Genomic DNA, 23,955 nt, shown 5'->3' with positions numbered 1-23,955 from the left:
CGACTTTCCCCGTCTCCCAGCGCCCGCGCGGGCGCCCTTGCCATGTCCGAAGTCGCCACCGAAGCCGCGCGCCGCCGCACCTTCGCCATCATCTCCCATCCTGACGCCGGCAAGACCACGCTGACCGAAAAGCTGCTGCTGTTCGGCGGCGCGATCCAGATGGCCGGTTCGGTCAAGGGCCGCAAGGCCGCCCGCCACGCCACCTCCGACTGGATGGCGCTGGAAAAGGAGCGTGGCATCTCGGTCACCTCCTCGGTCATGCAGTTCCCGTACGAAGGCAAGATCGTCAATTTGCTGGACACGCCCGGCCACGCCGACTTCGGCGAAGACACCTACCGCGTGCTGACCGCGGTGGACTCGGCGCTGATGGTCATCGACGTGGCCAAGGGCGTGGAAGAGCGGACCATCAAGCTGATGGAAGTGTGCCGCCTGCGCGACACCCCCATCATGACCTTCATCAACAAGCTCGACCGCGAAGGCCGTGAGCCGATCGAACTGCTGGACGAAGTCGAGCGCGTGCTCGGCATCCAGTGCGCGCCGGTGACCTGGCCAATCGGCATGGGCAGCCGCCTGAAGGGCGTGGTCCACCTGCTGACCGGCGAGGTCCACCTGTACGAGCAGGGCCGCAACTTCACCCGCCAGGATTCGACCATCTTCGCCTCGCTGGACGATCCGCAGCTGGAAGCGCGCATCGGCGCCGAGATGCTGGCCAACCTGCGCGACGAACTGGAACTGGTGCAGGGCGCCTCGCATCCCTTCGATCTGCAGGCCTATCGCGAAGGCCGGCAGACGCCGGTGTTCTTCGGTTCGGCGGTGAACAACTTCGGCGTGCAGCCACTGCTGGACTTCTTCGTCGAGCACGCGCCCTCGCCGCAGGCCCGCGCCACCACCGGCCGCAACGTGCAGCCGACCGAGAACAAGCTGACCGGCTTCGTCTTCAAGATCCAGGCCAACATGGATCCGCAGCACCGCGACCGCGTCGCCTTCATGCGCGTGTGCTCGGGTCGTTTCGAAGCCGGCATGAAGGCCTTCCACGTGCGCAGCGGCAAGGACATCAAGCTGGCCAACGCACTGACCTTCATGGCCAGCGATCGCGAGATCGCGGCCGAGGCCTGGCCGGGCGACGTCATCGGCATCCACAACCACGGCACCATCTCGATCGGCGACACCTTCACCGAGGGCGAATCGCTGGGCTTCACCGGCATCCCCAACTTCGCGCCGGAACTGTTCCGCCGCGCGCGCCTGCGGGATCCGCTCAAGCTCAAGCAGTTGCAGAAGGGCCTGGCCCAGCTCAGCGAGGAAGGCGCGACCCAGTTCTTCCGCCCGCTGATGAGCAACGACCTCATCCTCGGCGCGGTCGGCATGCTGCAATTCGACGTGGTCGCCTACCGCCTGAAGGACGAGTACGGCGTGGACGCAAGCTTCGAGAACGTCAGCGTCGCCACCGCCCGCTGGATCCGCTGCGACGACGCGAAGAAGCTGGAAGAGTTCCGCGACAAGAACGCGATGAACCTGGCCGTCGACGCCGCCGGGCAACTGGTCTACCTCGCGCCGACGCGGGTCAACCTGCAACTGGCGCAGGAACGCGCGCCGGCCGTGCAGTTCCTGGCCACCCGCGAACACGCGCACGCCGCCGCGGTGGATTGATCGCCGCGCGCCGCCCGTGTTTTCCGGCTCCATGCTGAAGACACGGGCGGCGTATGGATGCAGCGCTTGCTGCATTGCGGTAACGTCCGCGCATGACCGCCGAACACTCCCATCCGCGCGCCGCGCACATCCGTGACGAGATCGCCAGCGCCCTGACCCATGGCCTGGGCGCGATGGCCGCCCTGGCCGGTGGCGCGGTGCTGATCACCCTGGCCGCCATTTACGGCGACGGTTGGCAACTCGGCGCGTCGATCGTGTTCGGCGTGACCCTGCTGCTGCTGTACACGGCTTCCACGCTTTACCACGCCATCCAGCACCCGGTCGCCAAGGGTCGCCTGAAGGTGTTCGATCACTGCGCGATCTACCTGTTGATCGCCGGCACCTACACGCCGTTCACCCTTATCGGCCTGCGCGGTCCCTGGGGCTGGAGCCTGTTCGCGGCGATCTGGACGCTGGCGGTGGGCGGGGTGATCTTCAAGCTGTTCTACACCGGCCGCTTCAAGCTGCTGTCCACGCTGATCTACATCGCCATGGGCTGGCTGGTGATGGTGGCCATCAAGCCGATGCTGAGCTCGCTCGATGCATGGACCCTGGGCTGGCTGCTGGCAGGCGGCCTCTTCTACACCCTGGGCACCTATTTCTACCATCGCGAGTCGATCCGCTATTCGCACGCGATCTGGCACCTGTTCGTGATCGCCGGCAGCGTCTGCCACTACATCGCGGTCACCGAACAGGTCCTGCGGCCGCGCCTGGCCGGCGGCTGAGCGCGCCGCACGCCGGCTGAACACGCGAAACCCGGCTTGACCCGGCTTTCGCATGGCCTGAACAACCGCGCTGGCTAAGTGGACGCATGAATCGCGTCCCTGCCCGCAAGGCGCCATTCCGCTGGCCCCGGCCCTCACGCCGCACGGGCATGGTCCTCGCGGTGCTGGTGGCGCTCGTGGCCGTGCTGATCGCGTTGTTCGACTGGAACTGGTTCAAGGGTCCGCTCGAACGGCAGGTCCAGGCCCGTACCGGCCGCGAATTCCGCATTGGCGGCAACCTGGACGTGGACCTTGGGCGCGTCACCACCGTGCGCGGCGACGCGCTGCGTTTCGGCAACGCGGCATGGTCGCGGGAACCGACCATGGCGGCGGCGCGGCGGGCGGAACTGGACATCGAAATCTGGCCGCTGCTGCGGGGACAGGTCCGCATCCCCGAGATCCGCCTGATCGAACCCACCCTGCGCCTGGAAACCGGACCGGGTGACAAGGGCAACTGGGACTTCGGGGCTTCCGGCGAGACGGATCTGCGCTTCCATCGCCTTTGGGTCCGCGACGGCCGCCTGCGCTATCTCGACGCGCCGGAAAAAACCGACATCGATATCCGGTTGAACAGCGTGGCGTCGCCCGGCAAGGAAAATGCGCCATCGGTGGCCATCGATGGAGGCGGCCATTGGAGCGGCGAGCCCTTCCGGCTGCAGGGACAGGCCGCCTCGCCGCTGGCGCTGCGCGATGCCAGCCAACCCTATCGCATCGACCTGCGCGCGCAGGCCGGCGCCACCCGCGCCCACGCCCGTGGCAGCCTGCTGGATCCGCTGCGACTGCGCGGCTTCGATCTGAAGCTGCAATTGGCCGGCCGCGACATGCAGGATCTGTATCCGCTGCTCGGCATCGCCATCCCACCCACGCCTCCATACCGATTGGACGGACGCTTCACCCGCGACGGCAATACCTGGCGCTACGACGGCTTCACCGGCCAGGTCGGCGACAGCGATCTTGGTGGTTCGGCCAGCGTGATGGTCGGCCGCGCGCGTCCATTGCTGAAAGCGGATCTGGTCTCGCGACGCCTAGACTTCGACGATCTGGCCGGCTTCGTGGGCGCGGCGCCGCAGACCGGTGGCACGGAAACCAGCAACGCCGAACAAAAGGCCGAAGCGGCCGAGCAGCGCGCCGATGCGCGCGTGCTTCCTGACACGCCCTACCAGTTGGCCAAGCTGCGCGCGATGGATGCGGACGTGCGCTGGAAGGCACATCGCATCAACGCGCCGAAACTGCCTCTGGACGACATGGACGCGCACCTGCGCCTGGACGACGGCCTGCTGCACCTGGATCCGCTCAACTTCGGCGTCGCCGAAGGCGACATCCGCTCGAACATCCGCATGGATGCGCGCACCGACACCATCCGTACCCGCGCCGACATCTCGCTGCGCCGGCTGAACCTGGCACGATTGTTCCCGGATACCGAAATCACCCGCACGGCCATCGGCCGCATCGGCGGCGATGTCGCCATCACCGGCACCGGCAACTCGGTCGCGCGCATCCTCGGCAGCGCCGACGGCGACATCACGATTGGCATGGGCCAGGGCCGGATCAGCAACCTGCTGATGGAACTCGCCGGACTTGACGTCGCCGAGTCGCTCAAGTTCCTGCTGACCAGGGACAAGACCGTTCCGGTGCGCTGCGCGTTCGGCGACTTCGCCGTGCAGGACGGCGTGATGCACGCGCGCACGCTGGCCTTCGATACCACCGACACGCTGATCGTCGGCAAGGGCGATATCAGCCTGAAGGAGGAAACCCTGGATTTGGAACTGCGGCCGCGACCGAAGGACCGCAGCATCCTGGCCCTGCGTTCTCCGCTGGTGGTGCAGGGCACCTTCCGGGATCCCTCGTTCCGTCCGGACTTCAAGCGCCTGGGCCTGCGTGGTGCGACCGCGCTGGCCCTGGGCAGCATCGCGCCGCCAGCCGCGCTGCTGGCCACCCTGGAACTGGGTCCGGGCAAGGACTCCGGCTGCGGCGGCCAGTACGCGCGTTGAGCGTCAGCTGGCGATGTAGCGCTGCAGCTGGTCCAGTTCCAATTGCTGGTCCTCGATCACCGCCTTGACCAGATCGCCGATCGAGATCACGCCGGCCACGCGATCGCCTTCCAGCACCGGCAGGTGGCGGATGCGGTGTTCGGTGACGATCTGCATGCAGCGATCGACCGTGTCGTCCGGGCCGACGGTGATCACCCGCCCGGTCATGATGTCGCGCACCGGCGTATTGGCCGAGGAACGCCCCTGCAGCACCACCTTGCGTGCGTAGTCACGCTCGGAAACGATGCCGCACAGTCTGGCTCCCTGCATGGCCAACACCGCGCCCACGCTCTTCTGCGCCATCAGCTTGATGGCATCGAGTACCGAGTCATCCGGAGAAACCGCGAAAACCTCAGGGCTCTTGGCCCCCAACAGCTGGCGTACCGTGCGCATGACTGCCTCCATCGGATGGTCGAGAGGGCTGGCCCAAGGATACTCCTGCGGCGCCGGGTTGCCATACATCGACCAGGTACAGCGGGCGCTGCTTGGACTCCTCGTAAAGCCGGCCCAGGTACTCGCCGATGATGCCCAGCGCGACCAGTTGCACGCCGCCCAGGAACAGGATGACCGCCATCATCGTCGGCCAGCCGGCCACCGGGTCGCCCCACAGCATCGCCTTGACCACCACCCACAGCGCGGCCAGGAACGCCAGCAGCGCGGTCAGTACACCCAGGTAGGTCGCCGCCCGCAGGGGCGCGGTGGAGAAGCTGGTGATGCCCTCCAGGGCGAAGTTCCACAGCTTCCAGAAACCGAAATTCGTGTCGCCCGCCAGCCGCGGCTCGCGCCGGTAGGCGATGGCGGTCTGGCGGTAGCCCACCCAGCCGAACAGCCCCTTCATGAAGCGGTGGCGCTCACGCAACCCGCGCAACGCCTCCACCGCGCGCGGCGACAGCAGGCGGAAATCGCCGGTGTCGGCCGGAATGGGCGTCTTGGAGAGCCGGCCGATGACGCGGTAGAACAGGTGCGCGGTCGAACGCTTGAGCCAGCCCTCGCCTTCGCGTTCGCTGCGGGTGCCATGCACGTTGTCGTAGCCCTGCCGCCAAAGTTCGACGAAGCGGGGAATCAGTTCCGGCGGGTCCTGCCCATCCGCGTCCAGGATGATCGCCGCACCCGCGTGGACCTGATCCAGCCCGGCGGTCAGCGCCGCCTCCTTGCCGAAGTTGCGCGATAGCCGCAGCAGCGACACCCGCGGATCCTGCGCCGCCAGCCGCTGCATGACCGCCCAGGTCGCATCGGTGCTGCCGTCGTCCACGTACACCACGCGCGCGCGCAGGCTGCCTTCCATGCCCTCCAGCGTGGACGCCAGCCGCGGGTGCAGCAACGGCAGCGCATCGGCTTCGTTGCGCGCCGCGACCACCACCGTCAGCAGATCATCGCTCATGGCTCGCTCAGTCCAGTTGCTCGAGATACCCGGTGCCACCGATCTGGCGGACCTGGCGCTGGATCCAGTTGGCCCGGCGCTGCACGTAAGGCCCGGGATTGCGCGCGTTGTAGCGGCGCGGCGCTGGCAGCACCGCCGCCAGCCGCGCGCTCTCGGCGGGCGACAGGCGCGATGCGTCCTTGCCCCAGTAGCGGCGGGCAGCCGCCTGGGCGCCGTAGACGCCGTCGCCGAACTCGGCGATGTTTACGTGCATTTCCAGGATCCGCGACTTCGGCCAGAAGGTCTCGATCAGCAAGGTGTACCAGACCTCGAATCCCTTGCGTACCCAGCGCGAAGGCCGGCTGCTGCCCTGCCACAGGAACAGGTTCTTGGCGACCTGCTGGCTGAGGGTGCTGGCGCCGCGCAGCCGCCGCCCCTTGGCATTGCTCGCGCGCGCCTTCTCGATGGCCTTGAAATCGAAACCGTTGTGCCCGGCGAAGTTCTGATCCTCTGCCGCCACCACGGACAACGGCAGGCTCGGCGCAATCCTGTCCAGATCCCGCCAGGCATGCTGGATGCGGAAACCCCAGTCGCCCTCGGACCAGGCTTCGATCTGGCGCGCGACCATGAAGGCCGACAGCGGCGGGTCGACGAAGCGCAGGACCACGACCTGCAGGACGCTCGCCGCCGCGAACAGGAACGGCAGCGCCAACAGCCATCGGCCCCAGCGGCGTCGGCGGCGGATCGGTTTCCCGCCCCCTTCCTGGCCCGCCGTCTTGAGGAAGGCCGGATTCGCCCCCATCGTCACACCATCCTTTGCCATCGCAATGCCGCATTATGCCGATGCGGCCGGTTTTCCCGCATCCCGGAGTCCTCGTGAACCCCAGCCCCGACAACGACACCCAGATCCGTTTCCTGCTGCCCAAAGCCGGCGTGCGCGGCGTGACCGTGCACCTGGATCAGTCGTGGCGCGAACTGCTTTCGCACCAGGCCTATCCGCCCGCCGCCGCGGCATTGCTGGGCGAAGCCAGCGCGGCGGCGGTGCTGTTCACCGGACACACCAAGGTGGATGGCCGCCTCTCCATCCAACTGCGCAGCCGCGCGTCGTTGCGCACCCTGTTCGCCGAATGCACGGCGGCGGGCACGCTGCGTGGCATCGCCCAACTCGAGGACGGCCATGACGCCCCGCGCGACCTGCGCGACCTCGGCGAGGACGCCCTGCTGGCCATCACCATCGAGAACCCGGGCCTGGACCCGCGCGAGCCGCAGCGCTACCAGAGCCTGGTGTCGCTGGACGCCGAATCGCTGGCCGGGGCCTTCGAGGACTACTTCCGCCAGTCGGAGCAGTTGCCGACCCGCCTGCTGCTGGCCAGCGACGGCGAACGCGCCGCCGGCCTGATGCTGCAGAAGCTGCCCGGCGACGAGGGCGACGCCGACGGCTGGCACCGGGTCGGCGCGCTGTTCGACACCCTGTCCGAGGACGAACTGCTGGCCACTGCTCCTCATCTGCTGGTCCATCGCCTGTTCCATGAGGAAGCTCCCGAACGGATGGCCGAACGGCCACTGCGCTTTGGCTGCTCCTGTTCCCGTGAACGGGTCGCGGCCATGCTGCAGTCGCTGGGGGAAGAAGAAGCCCACGCCGCGCTGGTGGACGGGACGGCGGAGGTCCGGTGCGAGTTCTGCGGCCAAAAATACCAATTTAATACCAACCAGATCGCGGAACTTTTTGTCCAACCGCCGGTCGGAATCGAGGCCCCGGTCAGGCTCCAGTAGCGTTATTTTGGAAGCAGGCGGGTCTTGGGGACTTGTTAAAGAAACATAAACGGCATAGCATCAGTTCCCCTTCGGGAGGGGAACTCCGTGTCAACGATCGGGGTCTGAAGCGAGCCATGAAACTGTGTCATCTGCGACTACCGTTAGCCGTTCTGCTCGCCCTTGGCGTGGCGACGGGCGCGGCTGCGCAGACCAAGCAGAAGAAGTCCGAGCGCGCCGCGCCGACCGCACTCCCCATCCTGAACAACGCCAACGGCAAGGTCGAAGCCGTGCTGCTGCTCGAGCCCACCGGCGAAGCCTCCGCGGGCGCGCGCTGGCGCTTCGGCAGCAACACGCTGAGCGCGGCCTTCGGCCTGGAAGCCGGCGATTCGCTGGGCCTGGTGTGCAACCGGCAGAGCGGCATCGTCGGCAACATCGGCAGCTTGGCCAGCCACTGCATGCTGGCGGCACTGGACAGCGATGAAGCCAACGGCCAGCGCATCAGCGCCGGTGCGACCCTCAGCCGTCCCGGCGGCCGTCTCGGCCTGTCGGCCGGCACCGGTCGCGACACCCTTCCCGTCTGGCTATCCGGTGGCAAGGTTTCCGGCGGACGCGTCGAACAGAACGATCTGGCGGTGTTCGGCGAGAAGAACATCGGCCGCGAAGGCTTCGTCTCCATCGGCGGCGCGGTCGCCCGCGCCCGCCTGGTGCCGGCGTCGGACCTGCCGGCGATCGCCGATCACTGGAACAGCAAGACCTTCACGGTTGGCGGCGGCTACGGTCCCTTCAGTGCCAACATCATCGGCCGCGTCATCGATGTGCCGGGCCAGCCGGGCAAGTGGGAAGGCCTGGGCCTGGGCTTCACCTGGCGAACCCCGTGGAGCGGCCAGTTGACCGTGGGCGCGGAAAACGTCATCAGCCGCGGCAAGAATCCGTTCTCGCTGAGCAACGACAAGGCCGACGAAGGCACGGTGCCCTACGTGCGCTACGAGCAGGATCTCTGATTCACCGGGCTCCCGGAACGGTTCCTCGCAACAAAACCCGGATACAGGAAAGGCCGCGATTTCCGCGGCCTTTCTGCTTTCCGGATACCGATGCGGCTTACTCGAAGCGGAGCTCCGCATTGCCGGAGAAGGTCTCCAGGCTGATGTCGCCATCGCCGCTGCCGTAGCGGGTCTGGAAACTGGCGCCCGGCCCGGCGCCACGCTCGACCTTCACCCCCGGCGCACGCAGATCGCCACTGAAGGTTTCACCCCGGACCGAGGCCGAAAGGCTCTTCGGCACGATCAACAACACGTTGCCGCTGACGGTCTCCATGTGGAACTCCGCCTTGGGCGCCACACCGGTACTGACCCGGAGATCGCCACTGACCGTATTGGCCTTGAATTCGCGCAGGCGCTCGTCCTTGACGGTGACATTGACGTTGCCGGAGACACTCTCGACGGTGACCTCGCCATTCAGGCGTCCATTGAGGGTCAGGCTGCCACTGACGGTCTGGGCATCGACTTCCGCGCTGTTGAGGGTCAGGCGGACATCGCCGCTGACCGAACTGATGTCCGCGCTCCGCGGCGCGCCGATCGCCACCACCTGGCCGCTGACCGCTTCGATCGACAGCGAACCCGCCGCCACGCCCTCGACATCGACGTCGGCCGACACCGAATCGATCTCGAGGTCCGCGCGCAGCGGCACCATGAGCTGCAGATCGGTCGGTTCGCTGCGACGCTCCCCCCAGCCACCGCCATTCGGGTACTCGACGGAGACATTCAGGTGTTCGCCACCGCCATCGATCTCCAGCTTTTCGACCCCGGCCCCCAGGGTACCGGTGATCTTGACCTCGGGCCGGTCCCAGGTGCGGACCTGGATCCGTCCCTTGAGATTGCTGACGTCCACGCGCCCGCGCGGATCCAGCGGACGACTCTCGTTGATCGGCGTACCGGCCAGTGCCGGACATGCCATGACCAGCGACAGCAGCAGCACGGAAGTTCTGAACATGTACATGGGAGGCTCCTTGGTCAACTCATCATTGCGCGCTGGGTCAACGCCAGGCGCTTGGCATAGGTGCGGCGCAACTGCTCGAGCAGGAAGCGCGTGTTGGGTGCGCGGTCCAGCGCGGCAAGGATTTCCTCGGCGCTGCGATCGAGCTCCTGCAGGGCGCCCCCCAGTTCCGGGTGAGCCTCTGCTCCCTGGATCTGCGCCAGCGCTCCCTGGTAATCACGGGTCAGCTGTGCCGCTTCCTGCCTGATCAGGGGCTCCTGGGGCGATGTCAGATGCGTGGCCTGCCACAGGAAGCCCACGGTCAACAGGACGGAAGCCGCCATCGCCCAGGGCACCAGCCGGCGCGCGCGCAAAGGCAGGCTGGCAACTCGTTCCCGGCCTGCCGAAGACCCGGTGGACGGCTGCGGCAGCTCCGCAATGCGGGCGGCGATACCCGGCCACAGGTCGCGGGACGGTGGAACATCCTGGCGCAGGCCCTTCAACTGCCAGCGCAGGCGATCGTTTTCTTCATTCATGCTTCTACTCCCAATCTTTCGCGCAGCAGTTGCCGGGCGCGATGCAGTTGCGCCTTGGAACTGCCAACCGCCATGCCCAGTTCGCTGGCGATTTCCTCATGTTTCCAGCCTTCCACGTCGTACAGCACCAACACCGCGCGCGCGCGTGGCGGCAGCGTCGCCACCGCCCGTTCCAGATCCAGCGAGAGCGCGGTCTGGTGGCCCGCGGAATCGGCCATGCCCAGATCGTCCAGGCGGTCCTCGTCTTCATCGAACAGCGGCTGCGACCGGCGCGAGCGCAGTTCCATCAGCGCGGTGTTGACCGCCAGCCGATGCAGCCAGGTGCTGAAAGCGCTTTCGAAACGGAACTTTGGCAGTGCCTGCCAGGCACGCACGAAGGCTTCCTGGGTCAGGTCATCCGCACGCACGCCCTGGCCACCGACCAGGCGCTGGATGACGCCATGGATGCGGCTGGCATGCCGGCGGTAAATCGCTTCGAAGGCGCGCATGTCGCCGCCGACGGCGGCCCGGACCAGGCCATTGTCGGTCTCGGCGGCCGCCAGGGCGGTCGTGTCGGTCATCAGGTCGGTCACGGCGGCGTTCAGCATATCCCTTTGGATGTGCCGCCGACGGGAAAGGTTTAAGCCGTTTCCGCCCTCAGACCGCGAATCAGCGGCTGCAGGTAGTCCTCGTAGGGCGCCCACTTGGGCCGTTCCAGCGCGACCACCCGGTCACGCACCTGCACGGCGCTGGCCGTCGCGACCCCGCGGGTCCGCTCCTGCAGCGCCAGCATGCCCGGCTCGAATTCGAAGCCGCAGAAATCGGCCACTTCCCGCAGCACCGTCTCGGTATCGCGGGTCAGCCGGCCATAGTCCACGTCCAGTACCCGGCCGGGGTAAGCCTGGCGCCAATGCGCCATCAGGCGCCCGTACTGCCGATGGTAGTACGCCAGTTCGTCCTGGTCGTAGGAATAAGGATTGGCGTCGGAGAACAGCTCGCGTAGATTGGAGAAACAGGTCTCCACCGGGTCGCGGACCATGTGCAGGATCTTCGCCTGCGGCAACGCCTGGCAGATGAAGCCGATGTTGAGGAAGTTGGAGGGCAGCTTGTCGGTGAAGAAGCGCTCCTTCCCCAGCCGCCATTCCATTTTCCGCAGATAGCCCTGCCCCGCCGCGGCATAGTCCACGCCCGCCGCCGCCTTCCGCACCAGCGTCTCGTCGATGACGCCTCGGCAGTGGTAGTCGGTCGCCCAGCGCATCTGGCTGGTGAAGTCGTACAACTCGCCGACACCGTGGATGTCGCCATGCCCGTCCAGCAACTGCTCCAGCAGGGTGGTACCGGAGCGGTGCATGCCGACGATGAAGATCGGCACGCGTCCCGCATCGGACTCGCCCGGCGTCCGCATATCGCCCGTTCCCCTGGGAAGCGCGATCAGCGCATCGACCAGCCGCCGCGATTCCTCGCCCTGATATTTCAGCGTCGACCGCTTGGCCCGGCAGGCCAGCGTCAATGCCTCGCCCGCGCCGGCGAAATCACCGATGTCGTCCAGCTCCTTGTGCAGCGCATAGGCCAGCAGCGCCACCTCGTCCGGGCGCTTGCCCGGCGCGGACAGCAGGCGGCGCAACCGGTCCACATGGTTCGCATCCTTGCTCTGCTTGCGCAGGCGAGAAACCAGCCACCACGCCTGGGCGATTTCCGGTGCGCGCCGCAGGCAGTACTGGAGGTCTTGTTCTGCCGCCTGGAACCGACCCAGATAGGTCAGGATCTGCGCGCGCGCCATCAGCGTCGGCGGATAATCCGGATCCGCGCGCTTGGCTTCGTCCAGCAGCCGCAGGGCATCTTCCTGCCGATTGAGGTAGCTCAGCTGGGCGGCAAAGGCCAGCAGCAAGGGGATCGGAACCCGATCCAGGCCACCCAGCCCACGCAGGCAGTCCTGCAAGACCTCGGCCTCGTTGAATGTGCGCAGGCGCTTGGCGAGTTCGGCCAGCACCGGAAGTTCTCTGGGCTTCGCCGCAGCCGCGCCCAATGCATATTCCCGAGCAGCCCGGTAGTGACCTTGCAGGGATTCGACATATGAAAGCTGGGTCAATGCCCCTGCATGCCCGGGCTGCCGCGCGAGAATCGCCTTGTAGGCTTCCCGTGCCGCATGCCAATTGCCCTGTCCGGCCAGTTGTTCCGCACGCTGGGATAACTCGGAAATCGATGAATTCATGCCTTGATCATACAAAAGGCGGCCACCCCAAGGTGGCCGCCTCCTGTTTGAGAAAGGTCTGAAGACCTTAGAAGTCGTACTGAATCATGAAGCGGACCGAACGCGGTGCCTGGAATGTCACCGGCGCCAGGTATGTTTCAACGGGCAGACCGGATGCCTGGTCTTCGGCAATCTCGTTCACCGCCACCACTTTCTGCGTGTCAAACAGGTTGAATACATCGACCTTGACCTGCAGCCCCTTGGCGAACGATGGCCGATAGGCCACGTTCAAATCGAACGTACTGGTCCAAGGCAACCGCCCCGCAGTACCACGCGGCACTGGAATATTGTTGCAGCGGAAGAACGAGGCTCCGTACGGATGCGGATTGTAGGTACCGTCCGGCGCCGGCAGGCTCGGCGGGTCACCGGCGGCACGGTTCGGGTCGCGATCGAGGACGCCAATGCAGTTGTACGGACGCCCCGACTGGATCAGCAAGTTGCCGCCCACCGACCACTCTTCGGTGATCTGGTAGTTGCCGAACAGCTTCAGGCTATGCCTGCGGTCGTTAGGCAGGTAGCCATACGTGTTTTCCGTCAACTCGATGTAGTCGAAGTCCTGCGTCACGTTCGTGTCCGCCTGGCCAATATCCGACTTCACGCCACCTTCGGTGTTGCCCTTGCTCTTCGCATAGGTATAGGAACCCTGCAGGAAGAACTTTTCCCAATTGCCGTCGGCGAAAATTTCCAAGGCCGAATAGGTACGCTTTGCCTTGGGGCTGAGACGGTCTCCGGGGATGGTGATGGTGCGCAGGGTACCGTCGGCTTCGATGTCAGTCACGAACACCGCATCCTCACCCGGATTGAACATGCGGCAATAAGGGAAGCCGGGATTCGGGATTACCGGATCCAGGCCATTGGCTTCCGCGTATTCCAGAATCGCCGTGTAGTCGCAGTTGTCATCGATCGCCTGCTTCAACTCACGGAAAATACCGCGAGCGCCCAACGTCAGGTTCTCGGTCAATGCGGCCTGGAAACCAATGATGTATTCATCCTGATACTGCGGATCCAGCGTCTTCGATGCAATCGTCGCGGGGTTCTTTCCGCGGCCATCTTCGCCATTGATGAAAGCAGGACCGGTGGTGCCACGCGGAGTCAATCCCAGCGGCGCACCCGTGACGGGGTCAACACCCGTGAAGTTGAAGTTCTGCCGCGTGAACAAGGAGGCGCTCGCACCACGCAGGGCAACGCTCGGCGTCAAAGGGAGTGCATAGCGACCGGCGTTGGCGAACAGTTTGAAGGTCGAGTCACCATTCACGTCCCAAGAGAAACCCAGGCGTGGGCCGAACTGGTTGTCGATCTTGACATATGTCTGTCCGCTGCCGTTCAAGTTCTCAAAGCTGTCCCAGCGAACACCAAGATAGGCAATGAAGTTGTCGGTAATGTTCCAGCTATCCTGCAGATAGAACGCGCGCTGCTTGACCTTCAGCTTTGCTCCCGACGTGGTGATCTGCTCACGGACAATATCGAACTCATCGCCGGAGTTCGCACCGTCCACGCCCGGGGTGGGATCGACCGTCGAGTAGCGCCAGAGGCGGCCGCCCTCATTTGCCTGGCCCGCCACGGACTCGTAGTCGTCCAGATCATAACCAAAGCGCAACAGGTGGTCGCCCAACTGCCATTCGGCGTCCAGGCGGAACTGATCACGGGTGTCCTTTGAATTTTCAGCCTGCAGCAAAGCGCCTGCGCCGATGTTGCATTGGCTGCTGTACGCCCCACCGGTAGCTGCACGCCGATAGGCCGGGCGGACATCGAGAATGAACGGGCAACCGCCAACTGGCTGGTTAAGGTTGCCGTTGTAGCTGACGTTCTCGCCGCTCGCCGTCTTGATGCTTTGACTACGCGAAAATTCACCGTGTCCGGCGAGAGCGGACAATGTGAAATTGTCGGTGAAGTACCCGGTGTACTTCAGCACGTAGTTCTCGCCGCCTTGCTCGCTGTGCAGCGTTCCGATGTAGTTCTTTCGATCCACCCTACCCACGGTATTGAGATAGGTATCGGCATCCTGCTTTTGCTTGTCGGAGAAAGCGGTGAATTCCAGCAAACTGTTATCGGTAATGTTCCAATCCATCTTCAACAACCAGTTCGGATTCTTGGTTGTCGTGCTGGTATTGGTCGAAGCCAGGATATTGCCCCATGCCTCGGCCTCGGTACGGCCATACTGGACCAGGCCATACGCAAAGAGCCTGTCTTTTATCAGCGCGCCACTGGCCCAAACCGCGGTGGTTGCGTTCCAGGTTTCATCGCGTGAGTTGTCTGCGCGCAGCGTTCCGTTAGTCAGATAGACGTTGCGCGGATTGGAAGTCAGGCTTTCCGGCGTATAGAAGACGTTGGCGCCCGCATGAAACTCGTTGGTACCACGTTTGGTTATCTGATTGACCACGCCGCCCAGCGAACGGCCAAACTCAGCGCCATAACCGCCCGTCTTGATCTGCTGTTCCTGTATCGCTTCGAAAGGAACCTGAGAGAAATTCAGGCTTCGGAACGAATTGGTGATATTGAAGCCGTTGACGAAGTACTGGTTTTCCGCAACCGATGCACCGCCGAACGAAGCCAGGTTGCCGAACGCAGCATCGCCACGCACCGTGCCCGGTGCAAGAAGTGCGACACTGGTGGTATCTCGCGGAACAGGAATACGCGCGATCTGCTCCGAAGTCAGGATGGTGGTCGATTCCACCGACGTAACGTCGATCGGGTTGACGAAGCCACTTCCGACCACAGTCACCGCATCCAGCGTCGTGGCACTTCCGTCGCCGCGGCTGACGAAGTCCGCATTGGCTGCCACGCCCACGTTGACCGACACATTGCGGGAACCTCCCGCGCTGCTGGTGACCGTGTACTGGCCGGTTGGAAGCGCCGAGAAGCGATAGAGTCCGTCCGACCCCACCGTGATCGTTCTCGAGAAACCGGTGTTCGGGTTGGTAACGGTTATGGTGTCCCCGGCGTTGGCTCGTCCCGCGATCGCGCCGGCGGTATTTGACTGCGCATTGACCCCACCCACGACGCACAAGCCGAGGGCAAGTGCGAGCGTGGTTCTTTTCATACGCATTTTGCTGATATTCGTTTTGGCAACCATGCTTCTCTCTCCGCGAAGATGAATTAAAGACTTGGCCTACCCAACCCATGCCACGTACATCTGGCGCGGCGAGAATAACGCTTATTTAAGGTTTTAAAAGCGCCGGTCGTTTCGTTCTTCATCAGTCACGTACAAAGCCGAACTAATCCGTCGTTTTTGTTCCGAATTACGCTTGGCATGCCCTGCTCGCGCATCAAATCGCTTTAATTAATATTTGCATTCCTCCTGTGAAAGGCCATTCAGTACGTAACCTGGATTCTCAATGGTGCGATGCAAAAAAAAGAAGGCCACCCCTAGGGGTGGCCTTCAAGCAACTCTGTGGTTCTATTTTTTCTGACTTTGATTAGAAATCGTATTGGACCATGAAGCGTACCGAGCGCGGAGCCTGGAACGATGCCGGCAACAGATAGGTTTCCGAACGGGCACCGGTGGTGCCGTCTTCGCCGATCTCGTTCACCGAGGTGTACTTGTCCGAGCCGAACGCATTGAACACGTCGACCTTGAACTGGAGACCTTCCGCCCACGACGGACGGTAGGCCAGGTTCAGGTCAACCGAGTTGGTCCACGGCAGGCGGCCTGCGGTACCGCGCGGAACCGCCTCGTTGTTGCAACGCATGAAGGACGCGCCATAGCCATGCAGCGAGCCGTCCGGCAGCGTCAGAACGCCCAGGCAGTTCACCGGACGACCGGACTGGATCAGCAGGTTCGCACCCAGTGACCACTCTTCGTTGAACTGATAGTTACCAAACACCTTCAGGCTGTGGCGACGATCGTTCGGCAGGTAGCCATAAGTATCGGTGGTCAGCTCCAGGTAGTCGAAGTCCTGCGTGACGCTGGTGTCATCCTGGCCGATGTCCGACTTAACGCCACCTTCGGTGTTGCCCTTGCTCTTGGCGTAGGTGTACGAACCCTGCAGGAAGAAGTTATCCCAGCTGCCTTCGAAGAAGACTTCCATCGCGGAATAGGTACGCTTGGCCTTCGGGCTCAGGAGGGCGCCATCGATCGTGTTGGTGGTCAGCTGGCCATTGCCCAACAGATCGGTCACGAACACCGCGTCCTTGCCCGGGTTGAACATGCGGCAGTACGGGAAGCCCGCACCCGGGATATTGGCGACGTCGCCGTTCGCGTTCACCCAACCATCATCCGTCAGCTCGAAGCCGTTGGCCGCCATGATCGGAGAGTAGTCACAGGTATCGTCGATCGCCTGCTTCAGGTCACGATAAATACCGCGGACACCCAGCGAGAAGTGGTCGGTCAGCTGCGCCTGGAAACCCAGGATGAACTCGTCCTGATACATCGGATCGAGGTTCTTCGCGGCAATGGTCGCCGGATTCTTGCCAACGCCGAATTCGCCGTTGATGTAGCTCAGCGGACCACGGGCCACCGGATCAATCGGCGCGCCCGTCACAGGGTCAACGCTGACGTAGTTGAAGTTCTGGCGGGTGAACAGCGAGGCGCTGGCGCCACGCACGGCCACGCTCGGGGTCAGCGGCAGCGCGTAGCGACCGGCATTACCGAAGATCTTGAAGGTCGAGTCGCCATTCACGTCCCAGGAGAAGCCCAGGCGCGGGCCGAACTGGTTGTCGATCTTGACGAAGCTCTGGCCGGCACCGTTCTTGTTGTTGAAGCTGTCCCAGCGCAGGCCGACATACGCCATGAAGTTGTCGGTGATGTTCCAGTTGTCTTGGATGTAGAACGCCCGCTGCTCGACCTTGACCGTGGCGCCCTGGTTGACGATCTGCTCGCGCACGATGTCGGTTTCGTCACCGCTGTTGGCAACGGTATCGGGGTCGATCGTCGAATAGCGCCATGCACGACCGCCTTCGATGGAGGTACCGGCGATGGACTCGTAATCATCCAGGTCGAAGCCGAACTTCACCAGGTGGTCGCCCAGCTGCCATTCCGCGTCGATACGGAACTGGTCGCGGGTATCGCCCGAGTCAACGCGATCGATGGCGCCGGCCAGCGAGGGGATGTTGGCGCTGATGTTGCAGGTGCTGCCGTAAGTGCCCGTCAGCGCACGACGATAGCCGGGACGCGCATCCACGATCACCGGGCAGCCGGTTGCGGGCACGTTCAGGTCACCGCCGTAGGAAACGTCCAGGCCACTTGCCGTACGCATGCGGACCGAGCGCGAGAACTCGCCATGACCGTACAGGGCGGACAGGGTGAAGTTGTCGGTCAGATAACCCGTGTACTTCAGGACGTAGTTCTCGCCACCGTTCTCGGTGAACACGGTGCCAATCTTGCCCGTGCGATTGAGCACGCCGGGAGTATTGCCGTACACGTCCGAATCCGTCTCGGTCTTGTCCGAGAACGCGGTCAGTTCCAGGACGTGGTTGTCGGTCAGGTACCAGTCCAACTTGGCCAGCCACGTCGGCGTCTTGGTCTCGTTGTAGGTGTTGTTGAAGGCCAGGACGTTGCCCCAGGAATCGGCTTCGGTACGGCCGTACTGCAGCAGGCCATAGGCAAACAGGCGATCCTTGACCAGCGCGCCGCTGGCCCACACGGCCACGGTCGCGTTCTCCTCGGAATCCTTGGAATTGTCAGAACGCAGGGTGCCGTTGCGCAGGTAGGCATTCGGTACCGCCGAACGCATGCTGTCGGGGCTGTAGAACACATTGCCACCGGCATGGAACTCGTTGCTACCGCGCTTGGTGACCAGGTTGATCACGCCGCCCAGCGAACGACCGAACTCGGCGCCGTAGCCGCCGGTCTTGATCTGCTGCTCAGCGATGCCTTCGAACGGAACCTGGGCGAAGTTGAGGTTGCGGAACGAGTTGGTGACGTTGAAGCCGTTGATGAAGTAGGCGTTCTCGGCCACCGAAGCACCGCCGAAGGAAGCCAGGTTGCCAAACGCGGCGTCGCCGCGGACGGTACCCGGAGCCAGCAGTGCGACGCTGGTGATATCGCGCGGCACCGGCAGCTTGGCGATCTGCTCGGAGGTCAGGATGGTGGTGGACTCAACCGAGGAGACATCGATCGGGTTGATGAAACCGGTACCGGTCACCGTAACCGCACCCAGGGTGGTCGCATCGCCGCCGCCGGCGCTGACGAAGCTGACCGTGGCCGCGGTACCGATGTTCACGGAGATGTCGCGGCTCGAGGTGCTGCCATCGGTCGCCTTGCGGGTCACCGTGTACTTGCCCGTCGGCAATGCAGAGAAGCGATAGGAGCCATCTCCGCCGACCGTGATGGTGCGGGTGAAGCCGGTGCTCGGGTTGACGACGGTGATGGTATCGCCCGAGGCGGCCTGACCGACGACGGCACCCGAAGTATTGGACTGCGCGTGAACGCCGCCCACGAAGCAGGCGCCGAGTGCGAGGCTGAGGGCGGTCCGCTTGATGCTGGCATGAACGAGACTGGACTTTCGATTACGCATTGACTCTCTCTCTCTGTTGTTCCAAGAAATGTTTGGAAGCCAAAAGGATTGCCGGCTTCTATGAGCCGGCTGACAGTGAGAGTAACGCAATTTTCACAGCCTGAACCGTAACTGAAATTATCTTTTCTCTTATTTTTTCTTTATATATCAATAAGTTAATGTTTTTAGAGTCGCGTAATATGAATTCAAGCGGGTAAAAAAAACCACTCCTCCGTAGGGAGGAGTGGTTCTTGGCGGTACGTCTGATACGTGATCAGTAGTCGTAGCGCACGCTGAAACGCAGCTGGCGCGGCGCCTGGTAGTTCAGGTCATTGAGGAAGTTCGGATTATAGATGCCACGGCTGCTTTCCGTGCCTTCCGAGTACTCAGTGACCTGCTGGCGGTTGAACAGATTGAACACGTCGACCTGCAGGGTCAGGCGCTTGTCTGCCCAGTTCGGCGTATAGGCAACCGAGGCATCGAAGGTCCAGATCCACGGGGTGCGGCCAAACTCACCGCGGCGGCTCAGTTCGCGGGTCACGCCATCGGGCTTCAGGCAGTAGAAGCTCGAACCACTGTACAGCGCCAGGTTGCCGGCATCGATGCCCACGCTCGGGTCATCCAACGGAATGAAGCCCTGGCAGTTGACCGGACGACCCGACTGGATCAACAGATTGCCGCCGATGCGCCACTCATCGGTGATGCGGTAGGTGCCGAACATCTTGACGGTATGACGGCGGTCGTTGGGCAGGTAGCCGAACGAACCATCCTCGAACAGCTTGTGATCGAAGTCTTGGGTCAGGCCGGCGTCGTCCTGCTCGAGCGTGGAGTTGACATAACCTTCCACGTTGCCCTTGCTCTTGGCGTAGGTGTACGAGCCCTGGACATACCACTTGTCGCCGCCACTGCCTTCCCAGAAGAACTCCATCGCGCTGTACTTGCGGCGGTACTTGGGCAGGCCGAAGTAGCTGGAGGAAATGTTGTTGACTTCCACCACGCCATCGCCGTCCGAGTCGAACGCCAGGCTAACGTCGCTACCCGGATTCATGATGAAGCAACCCGGGATGGAATCCAGATCGATGTCCGGCTTGTTGTTGTCTTCGGCCCACGACAGGAACGGCTGGTGCGAGCAGTAGTCGTCCATGCCGCTCTTCACTTCGCGCATGATGGCGCGCAGGCCCACGGTCCAGGAATCGTTCAGGGCAATCTGACCGCCCAGGATGAATTCGTCCTGGTACATCGGCTTCAGATTGGTCGTGGCGATCGAGGCCGGGTTCGGCGGATCCAGCGTGCCGTTGACGTTGGTGGGTCCGATCTGGGCGCCGAGGCCGACCGGCAGGCCGGTAGCCACATCGACGCCAGTGGAGAGGAAGTAATCCTCGATGATCACCTCGCCACCGGATGCGCGGATGTTGGTGTTGGCCGCGACCGGGATGTAGTAGCGACCCGCGTTGCCGAACACCTTGAAGGTCGAATCACCGTTCACGTCCCAGGCGAAGCCCAGGCGCGGAGCGATTTCGTGATCGGACTTCACGAAGGCCACGCCAGCTGCGTTCTTGTTCTCGAATTGCTCGGAACGCAGGCCCAAGTAGGCCATGAAGTTGTCGGTGACCTGCCAGCTGTCTTCCACATAGTAAGCGACGTTCTCGACGTCGTATGCGGCGGAAGTGGTGCGGCTGTCCCAGCGGCGCGCATAGTTGGTGTTCGGACCGATGGCCACGCCATTCACCTGGCGCGTTTCAGCAGCGCCAGTACGGAAGTGACGCCAGTAGGCACCGCCTGTGTAGGTCTGACCGGCATGAGACGAGGTGAAGGTTTCGGTGTCATAACCGAAGCGCAGGCGGTGGTCACCCAGCTGCCATTCCGCGTCCAGGCGGTACGCCTTGCGCTCGTCTTCGTCCGGACCGAAATCCGCGTCACGGATGAAGGTCTGGTCCGTGTTCCAGCAACCGATGTAGGTCGTGGTGCCGGCGGAAACACGGCTGTCGAACGCTCGAACGCATTCAGAGCCCGGCAGACCTTCGGGGGTCTGATAGTTGTCGGTGCTCTTCAGGTAGCCCGCCTGGGCCGACAGGGTGAAGTTGTCGGTGAGGTAACCGGTGTACTTCAGGATGCCGACCTTGCCGCCATTCTCAAATTCCAGATCGGAATTCTTGTCCTGGTGGACGCCGACGTACTTGCCGGAGGAATAGCTATAGGTGGTGCGCTTGGTCTTGGTCTTGTTGTAGATGCCGGTGAATTCGAGCAGGTGGTCGTCGGTGATGTACCAATCCAGCTTCAGCATTCCGGTCGGGCTGTTGTTGCGGTCGCGGTATGACGTTTCGGTGCCATACACATCGTCCTGGTCACCACGGCCTTCCACCAACGCGAAGAAGAACAGCCGGTCCTTGATCAATGGACCGCTCGCATACGCATTGTAGTTGAGGCTTTCGTATTCGTTGTCGCTACGATACGCGGAATAGATATCGCCATTCTCCAGCGCGCTCTGGCTGCGGGTAATCACGTCCTTGCCGGAGTCACGCCCCCAGCTCGGCTGATAGAACACGCCGCCGCCGTAATGCCACTCGTTGCTGCCGCGCTTGGTGACCAGGTTGATCACGCCACCCAGCGAGCGGCCGTATTCGGCGCCATAGCCGCCCGTCTTCACCTGCTGCTGTGCGATCGCCTGGAACGGCAGGTCCGCATAAGAAATGAAGTTACGGATGTTGGTGACGTCGAAACCGTTGATGTAGTAGCCGTTCTCGGCCACCGACGAACCACCGAACGAAGCCAGGTTTCCGTTGCCAATACCGCTGTCGCCTTTGACGGTGCCAGGGGCAAGCAAGGCGACGGCCGTGATGTTCTGCGCGACCGGCAGTGCATTGATCTGTTCAGCCGTGAAGACGGTGGTGGATTCCACCGATGACACGTCAATCGGGTTGATTGCGCCGCTGCCCGTCACGAGCACGGTGTCCAGCGTCGTCGCCGAACCCGAAGCAGCCGCAGCGAAGCTGACCGGGGAACCGGTGCCGACCTTGACGACCACGTCGCGGGTCACGCCGTCAGAGGTCACTTTGTACGAACCTGGCGGGAGCTGGCCGAAGGTAAACCGGCCCGTCGCGTCGGACGTGATGGTGCGCGTCACACCCGTCTGGCCGCTCTGGATGGTAACGGTCGACCCCGCCTTGGTGTCACCGAAGATGGAACCGACCGCGCTTTGCGCTTGTACGGCCCCTACGAAGCAGGCGCCCAGCGCAAGGCTGAGTGCCGTCCGCTTGATACCGACGGACAGGAAGTTCCGTCCCTTCTGGGTAGTCATCGTGTGCTCTCTCTCTCAAGTCAAAAAAAGACCGAAACAAAGTGATCCGGTCCGAATGTCAGACGCCAAACATAAACGCCTGGTAACTCGAGAATAACGTAACTTTCACGCTTGAGAGCAGAACAGAAATTACACTTTTACGACAACAAACCAATATTTTTCAAACAGTTAGCAACAAAGCCGTAATGACTCCGCCGCGAAAGGCCGCGGCCGCCTAGTCCACCGGAAACCCTAGGATCAGCGCGGTCCATCACGAGACGGCGTCCATCAACTCGCCCAAGTGCGCCTGATAACGCAACCAGCTGCCGATGTTGCGGGTATGCACCTTGTCGCGAACCTGGGAAGTGCTCGCAGTCGCCGAAGGCGAGGTATTCCTTTCTACTGCGGCGAGGCCTGCATGGCCTTGAAGGCCGCAGAAATCAGACACCTGGCGAAGAGCGTCATCCGTGTCGTTGACCAAGCGCTCGTAGTCCACGCAGAGAAACGCACTCGGCATGACTTCCTGCCAATGATTCGCCAGCTGATCGAAACGCCGATAATGCGCGATCATCTCTGCAATGTCGTAACTGAAGGGATATGCGGTTCCCGAAAAGAGGTGCTTGAATGTCGAGAAACAGCTGTCCGCCAGACCGCGCCGGAGACAGATGATCTTGGCATTGGGCAGCGCCCTGTGGATGAAGCCTGCATTGATGAAGTTGTTAGGCAGCTTGTCAACCAGAAAATCCGCGTCCCGCACGCGCCAACCCGTTCGTTGCAGATAGCCTCTCCCCAGCGACGCATAGTCCAAACCGCGGTAGGCGTTCAGCGCTTCCGGTCCAGGCAGTTCGCCGATGAAGGCATTGATTTCCCACGCCAACTGCGATGGGAAATCATTCAGCTCACCGGCGGACACGACACCGGGATGATTGCCAAGCATCCGCTCGAGCAAAGTAGTTCCGCTGCGCGGCAAGCCTACGATGAAGATAGGCGTGTGTTGGAAATGCCCATTTTCCTGCGGCGCTTGTTTCCCATGAAGAAATTCCTTGTCGCAGACCTGCCGAAGCTTTTCGAAGCTGGTTGCCCAGGCTGCGTCCTCATACCGTAGCCTTGCCCGCTTCATGGCGGATCCCGTTCGCAATGCCCGCCAGGCGTCCTCGACATTACCCGCATCATCCAATTCCTTGAACAACGCGTAGTGAAGATAGATGGCGTCTTCGGATGATGGCTGGGTGTGCGATATCGCCTTCCTTATCCGGGGTAGCCGTCCTCCCGGCAGGTTGTCGACGGCATGGTGCGCGAGCGTCCAGTGCGCTTCCGCATTCAAGGGGTCCAGCGCGATGCAGCGCTCATAGGCTTCCGTTGCCTCTTGCATACGTCCCAGATACCTCAGTGCGTTTGCGCGAGCCAGCAGGAGCGCCGCCGGCGGGTTCCCCGCCTTGGAAATTGCGTAGTCCGCCAGATCCAACGCTTCCTGGTGTGCCTCGGCCAGACCAAGATACTGCACGAGGCCCATGCTGTAGCGCAGGACAATCGGATCGGACCAGTCGGCCGATGAAATGAGATCCCTCGCTTCCTTGTACTCTCCCAGCACGAGCAACCGCATGCTCAGTTCGGTGATGAACTGCTGGCTTCCGCTTCGCCTCCAGGCAGGTACGGCAGAACGGACCGCGCGCACCGATTCACGGAAATCGCCTTGGCTCTGGGCCAACGCGGACAACGCCAACCAAGCACGCGGTTGCGCGGGATCCAGGGCGAGAATCTGCTGGTAGATCTCGCGTGCATCGTCGAAGCGACGTTCCATCATTGCCTGGCGGCCACGCTGGACGTAGGCACCGATGTCGGGATTGTGCACGCTGGGCTCCGAAGGGCAAAGCAAAAAGGATAGTGCAAAAACAAGACGGCCGCCCAAAGG

At 63.1% G+C, this 23,955-nt stretch carries 16 protein-coding genes; 5 read left to right on the top strand and 11 right to left on the bottom strand.

Annotation, left to right across the window (positions count from 1 at the left end):
• Positions 1-42: 42 nt before the first annotated feature.
• The 3 genes from ACTJI2_RS09900 (at position 43) to ACTJI2_RS09890 (ending at position 4,441) form a co-directional block, all read left to right on the top strand.
• Positions 43-1,647, top strand: coding sequence for a peptide chain release factor 3 (locus ACTJI2_RS09900; protein ID WP_440841983.1), 1,605 nt, complete (start codon positions 43-45; stop codon positions 1,645-1,647).
• Positions 1,648-1,739: 92 nt separating this feature from the next.
• The gene (trhA, locus tag ACTJI2_RS09895; RefSeq protein ID WP_440841982.1) at positions 1,740-2,411 is read left to right on the top strand and encodes a PAQR family membrane homeostasis protein TrhA; all 672 of its coding nucleotides are present in this window, start codon (positions 1,740-1,742) and stop codon (positions 2,409-2,411) included.
• Positions 2,412-2,497: 86 nt separating this feature from the next.
• On the top strand, positions 2,498-4,441 hold the full coding sequence (locus ACTJI2_RS09890) for an AsmA family protein (RefSeq protein WP_440841981.1): 1,944 nt from the start codon (positions 2,498-2,500) through the stop codon (positions 4,439-4,441).
• Between the two features lie 3 nt (positions 4,442-4,444).
• On the opposite strand, the gene ACTJI2_RS09885 is transcribed toward ACTJI2_RS09890, so the two are convergent.
• Genes ACTJI2_RS09885 through mtgA form a run of 3 tightly spaced genes read right to left on the bottom strand, consistent with a single transcriptional unit; the run spans position 4,445 to position 6,642 of the window.
• The gene (locus ACTJI2_RS09885) at positions 4,445-4,873 is read right to left on the bottom strand and encodes a CBS domain-containing protein (protein WP_141453858.1); all 429 of its coding nucleotides are present in this window, start codon (positions 4,871-4,873) and stop codon (positions 4,445-4,447) included.
• On the bottom strand, positions 4,833-5,861 hold the full coding sequence (locus ACTJI2_RS09880) for a glycosyltransferase family 2 protein (protein ID WP_440841979.1): 1,029 nt from the start codon (positions 5,859-5,861) through the stop codon (positions 4,833-4,835). Before ACTJI2_RS09880 ends, ACTJI2_RS09885 begins: the two co-directional genes overlap by 41 nt.
• 7 nt (positions 5,862-5,868) lie before the next feature.
• Positions 5,869-6,642, bottom strand: coding sequence for a monofunctional biosynthetic peptidoglycan transglycosylase (mtgA, locus tag ACTJI2_RS09875; RefSeq protein WP_440841977.1), 774 nt, complete (start codon positions 6,640-6,642; stop codon positions 5,869-5,871).
• A gap of 74 nt (positions 6,643-6,716) precedes the next feature.
• Here mtgA and hslO point away from each other — a divergent pair, with 74 nt between their 5' ends.
• A complete protein-coding gene (gene hslO, locus ACTJI2_RS09870; protein ID WP_440841976.1) occupies positions 6,717-7,613 on the top strand; it encodes an Hsp33 family molecular chaperone HslO in 897 nt (298 codons plus the stop codon).
• Between the two features lie 152 nt (positions 7,614-7,765).
• Positions 7,766-8,596 carry an XOO1806 family protein gene (locus ACTJI2_RS09865; protein WP_183644828.1) on the top strand — a complete coding sequence of 277 codons (831 nt, stop codon included), beginning with the start codon at positions 7,766-7,768 and terminating at the stop codon, positions 8,594-8,596.
• A gap of 97 nt (positions 8,597-8,693) precedes the next feature.
• Here ACTJI2_RS09865 and ACTJI2_RS09860 read toward each other — a convergent pair whose 3' ends face one another.
• The 8 genes from ACTJI2_RS09860 to ACTJI2_RS09825 all read right to left on the bottom strand — a co-directional run bounded on the left by ACTJI2_RS09860 (position 8,694) and on the right by ACTJI2_RS09825 (position 23,895).
• Positions 8,694-9,584: a DUF4097 family beta strand repeat-containing protein gene (locus ACTJI2_RS09860; protein ID WP_440841975.1), complete on the bottom strand. Its 891-nt coding sequence runs from the start codon at positions 9,582-9,584 to the stop codon at positions 8,694-8,696.
• Positions 9,585-9,604: 20 nt separating this feature from the next.
• Positions 9,605-10,102 (bottom strand): hypothetical protein, encoded by a 498-nt coding sequence (locus ACTJI2_RS09855; RefSeq protein ID WP_440841974.1) that lies wholly within the window; start codon positions 10,100-10,102, stop codon positions 9,605-9,607.
• On the bottom strand, positions 10,099-10,662 hold the full coding sequence (locus tag ACTJI2_RS09850) for an RNA polymerase sigma factor (protein WP_183644831.1): 564 nt from the start codon (positions 10,660-10,662) through the stop codon (positions 10,099-10,101). The genes ACTJI2_RS09855 and ACTJI2_RS09850 overlap by 4 nt, the downstream gene beginning before the upstream one ends.
• A gap of 59 nt (positions 10,663-10,721) precedes the next feature.
• Positions 10,722-12,293, bottom strand: a complete 1,572-nt coding sequence (locus tag ACTJI2_RS09845) for a sulfotransferase (protein WP_440841973.1) — start codon at positions 12,291-12,293, stop codon at positions 10,722-10,724.
• Positions 12,294-12,360: 67 nt separating this feature from the next.
• Positions 12,361-15,405: a TonB-dependent receptor gene (locus ACTJI2_RS09840; RefSeq protein ID WP_183643948.1), complete on the bottom strand. Its 3,045-nt coding sequence runs from the start codon at positions 15,403-15,405 to the stop codon at positions 12,361-12,363.
• A 343-nt stretch (positions 15,406-15,748) separates the two neighbouring features.
• Entirely contained in the window at positions 15,749-18,787 is a 3,039-nt protein-coding gene (locus ACTJI2_RS09835; protein WP_440841972.1) for a TonB-dependent receptor, read from the bottom strand.
• A gap of 253 nt (positions 18,788-19,040) precedes the next feature.
• Positions 19,041-22,064 carry a TonB-dependent receptor gene (locus ACTJI2_RS09830; protein WP_318288600.1) on the bottom strand — a complete coding sequence of 1,008 codons (3,024 nt, stop codon included), beginning with the start codon at positions 22,062-22,064 and terminating at the stop codon, positions 19,041-19,043.
• Positions 22,065-22,314: 250 nt separating this feature from the next.
• Positions 22,315-23,895, bottom strand: a complete 1,581-nt coding sequence (locus ACTJI2_RS09825) for a tetratricopeptide repeat-containing sulfotransferase family protein (protein ID WP_440841970.1) — start codon at positions 23,893-23,895, stop codon at positions 22,315-22,317.
• Between the last annotated feature and the right edge of the window lie 60 nt (positions 23,896-23,955).

The sequence above is a fragment of the Pseudoxanthomonas sp. 22568 genome, from assembly GCF_052044485.1.
Taxonomy (GTDB): domain Bacteria; phylum Pseudomonadota; class Gammaproteobacteria; order Xanthomonadales; family Xanthomonadaceae; genus Pseudoxanthomonas_A; species Pseudoxanthomonas_A beigongshangi.
Note: the sequence above shows the minus strand (reverse complement) of the source record. Positions and strands in the feature narration are given on the sequence as shown.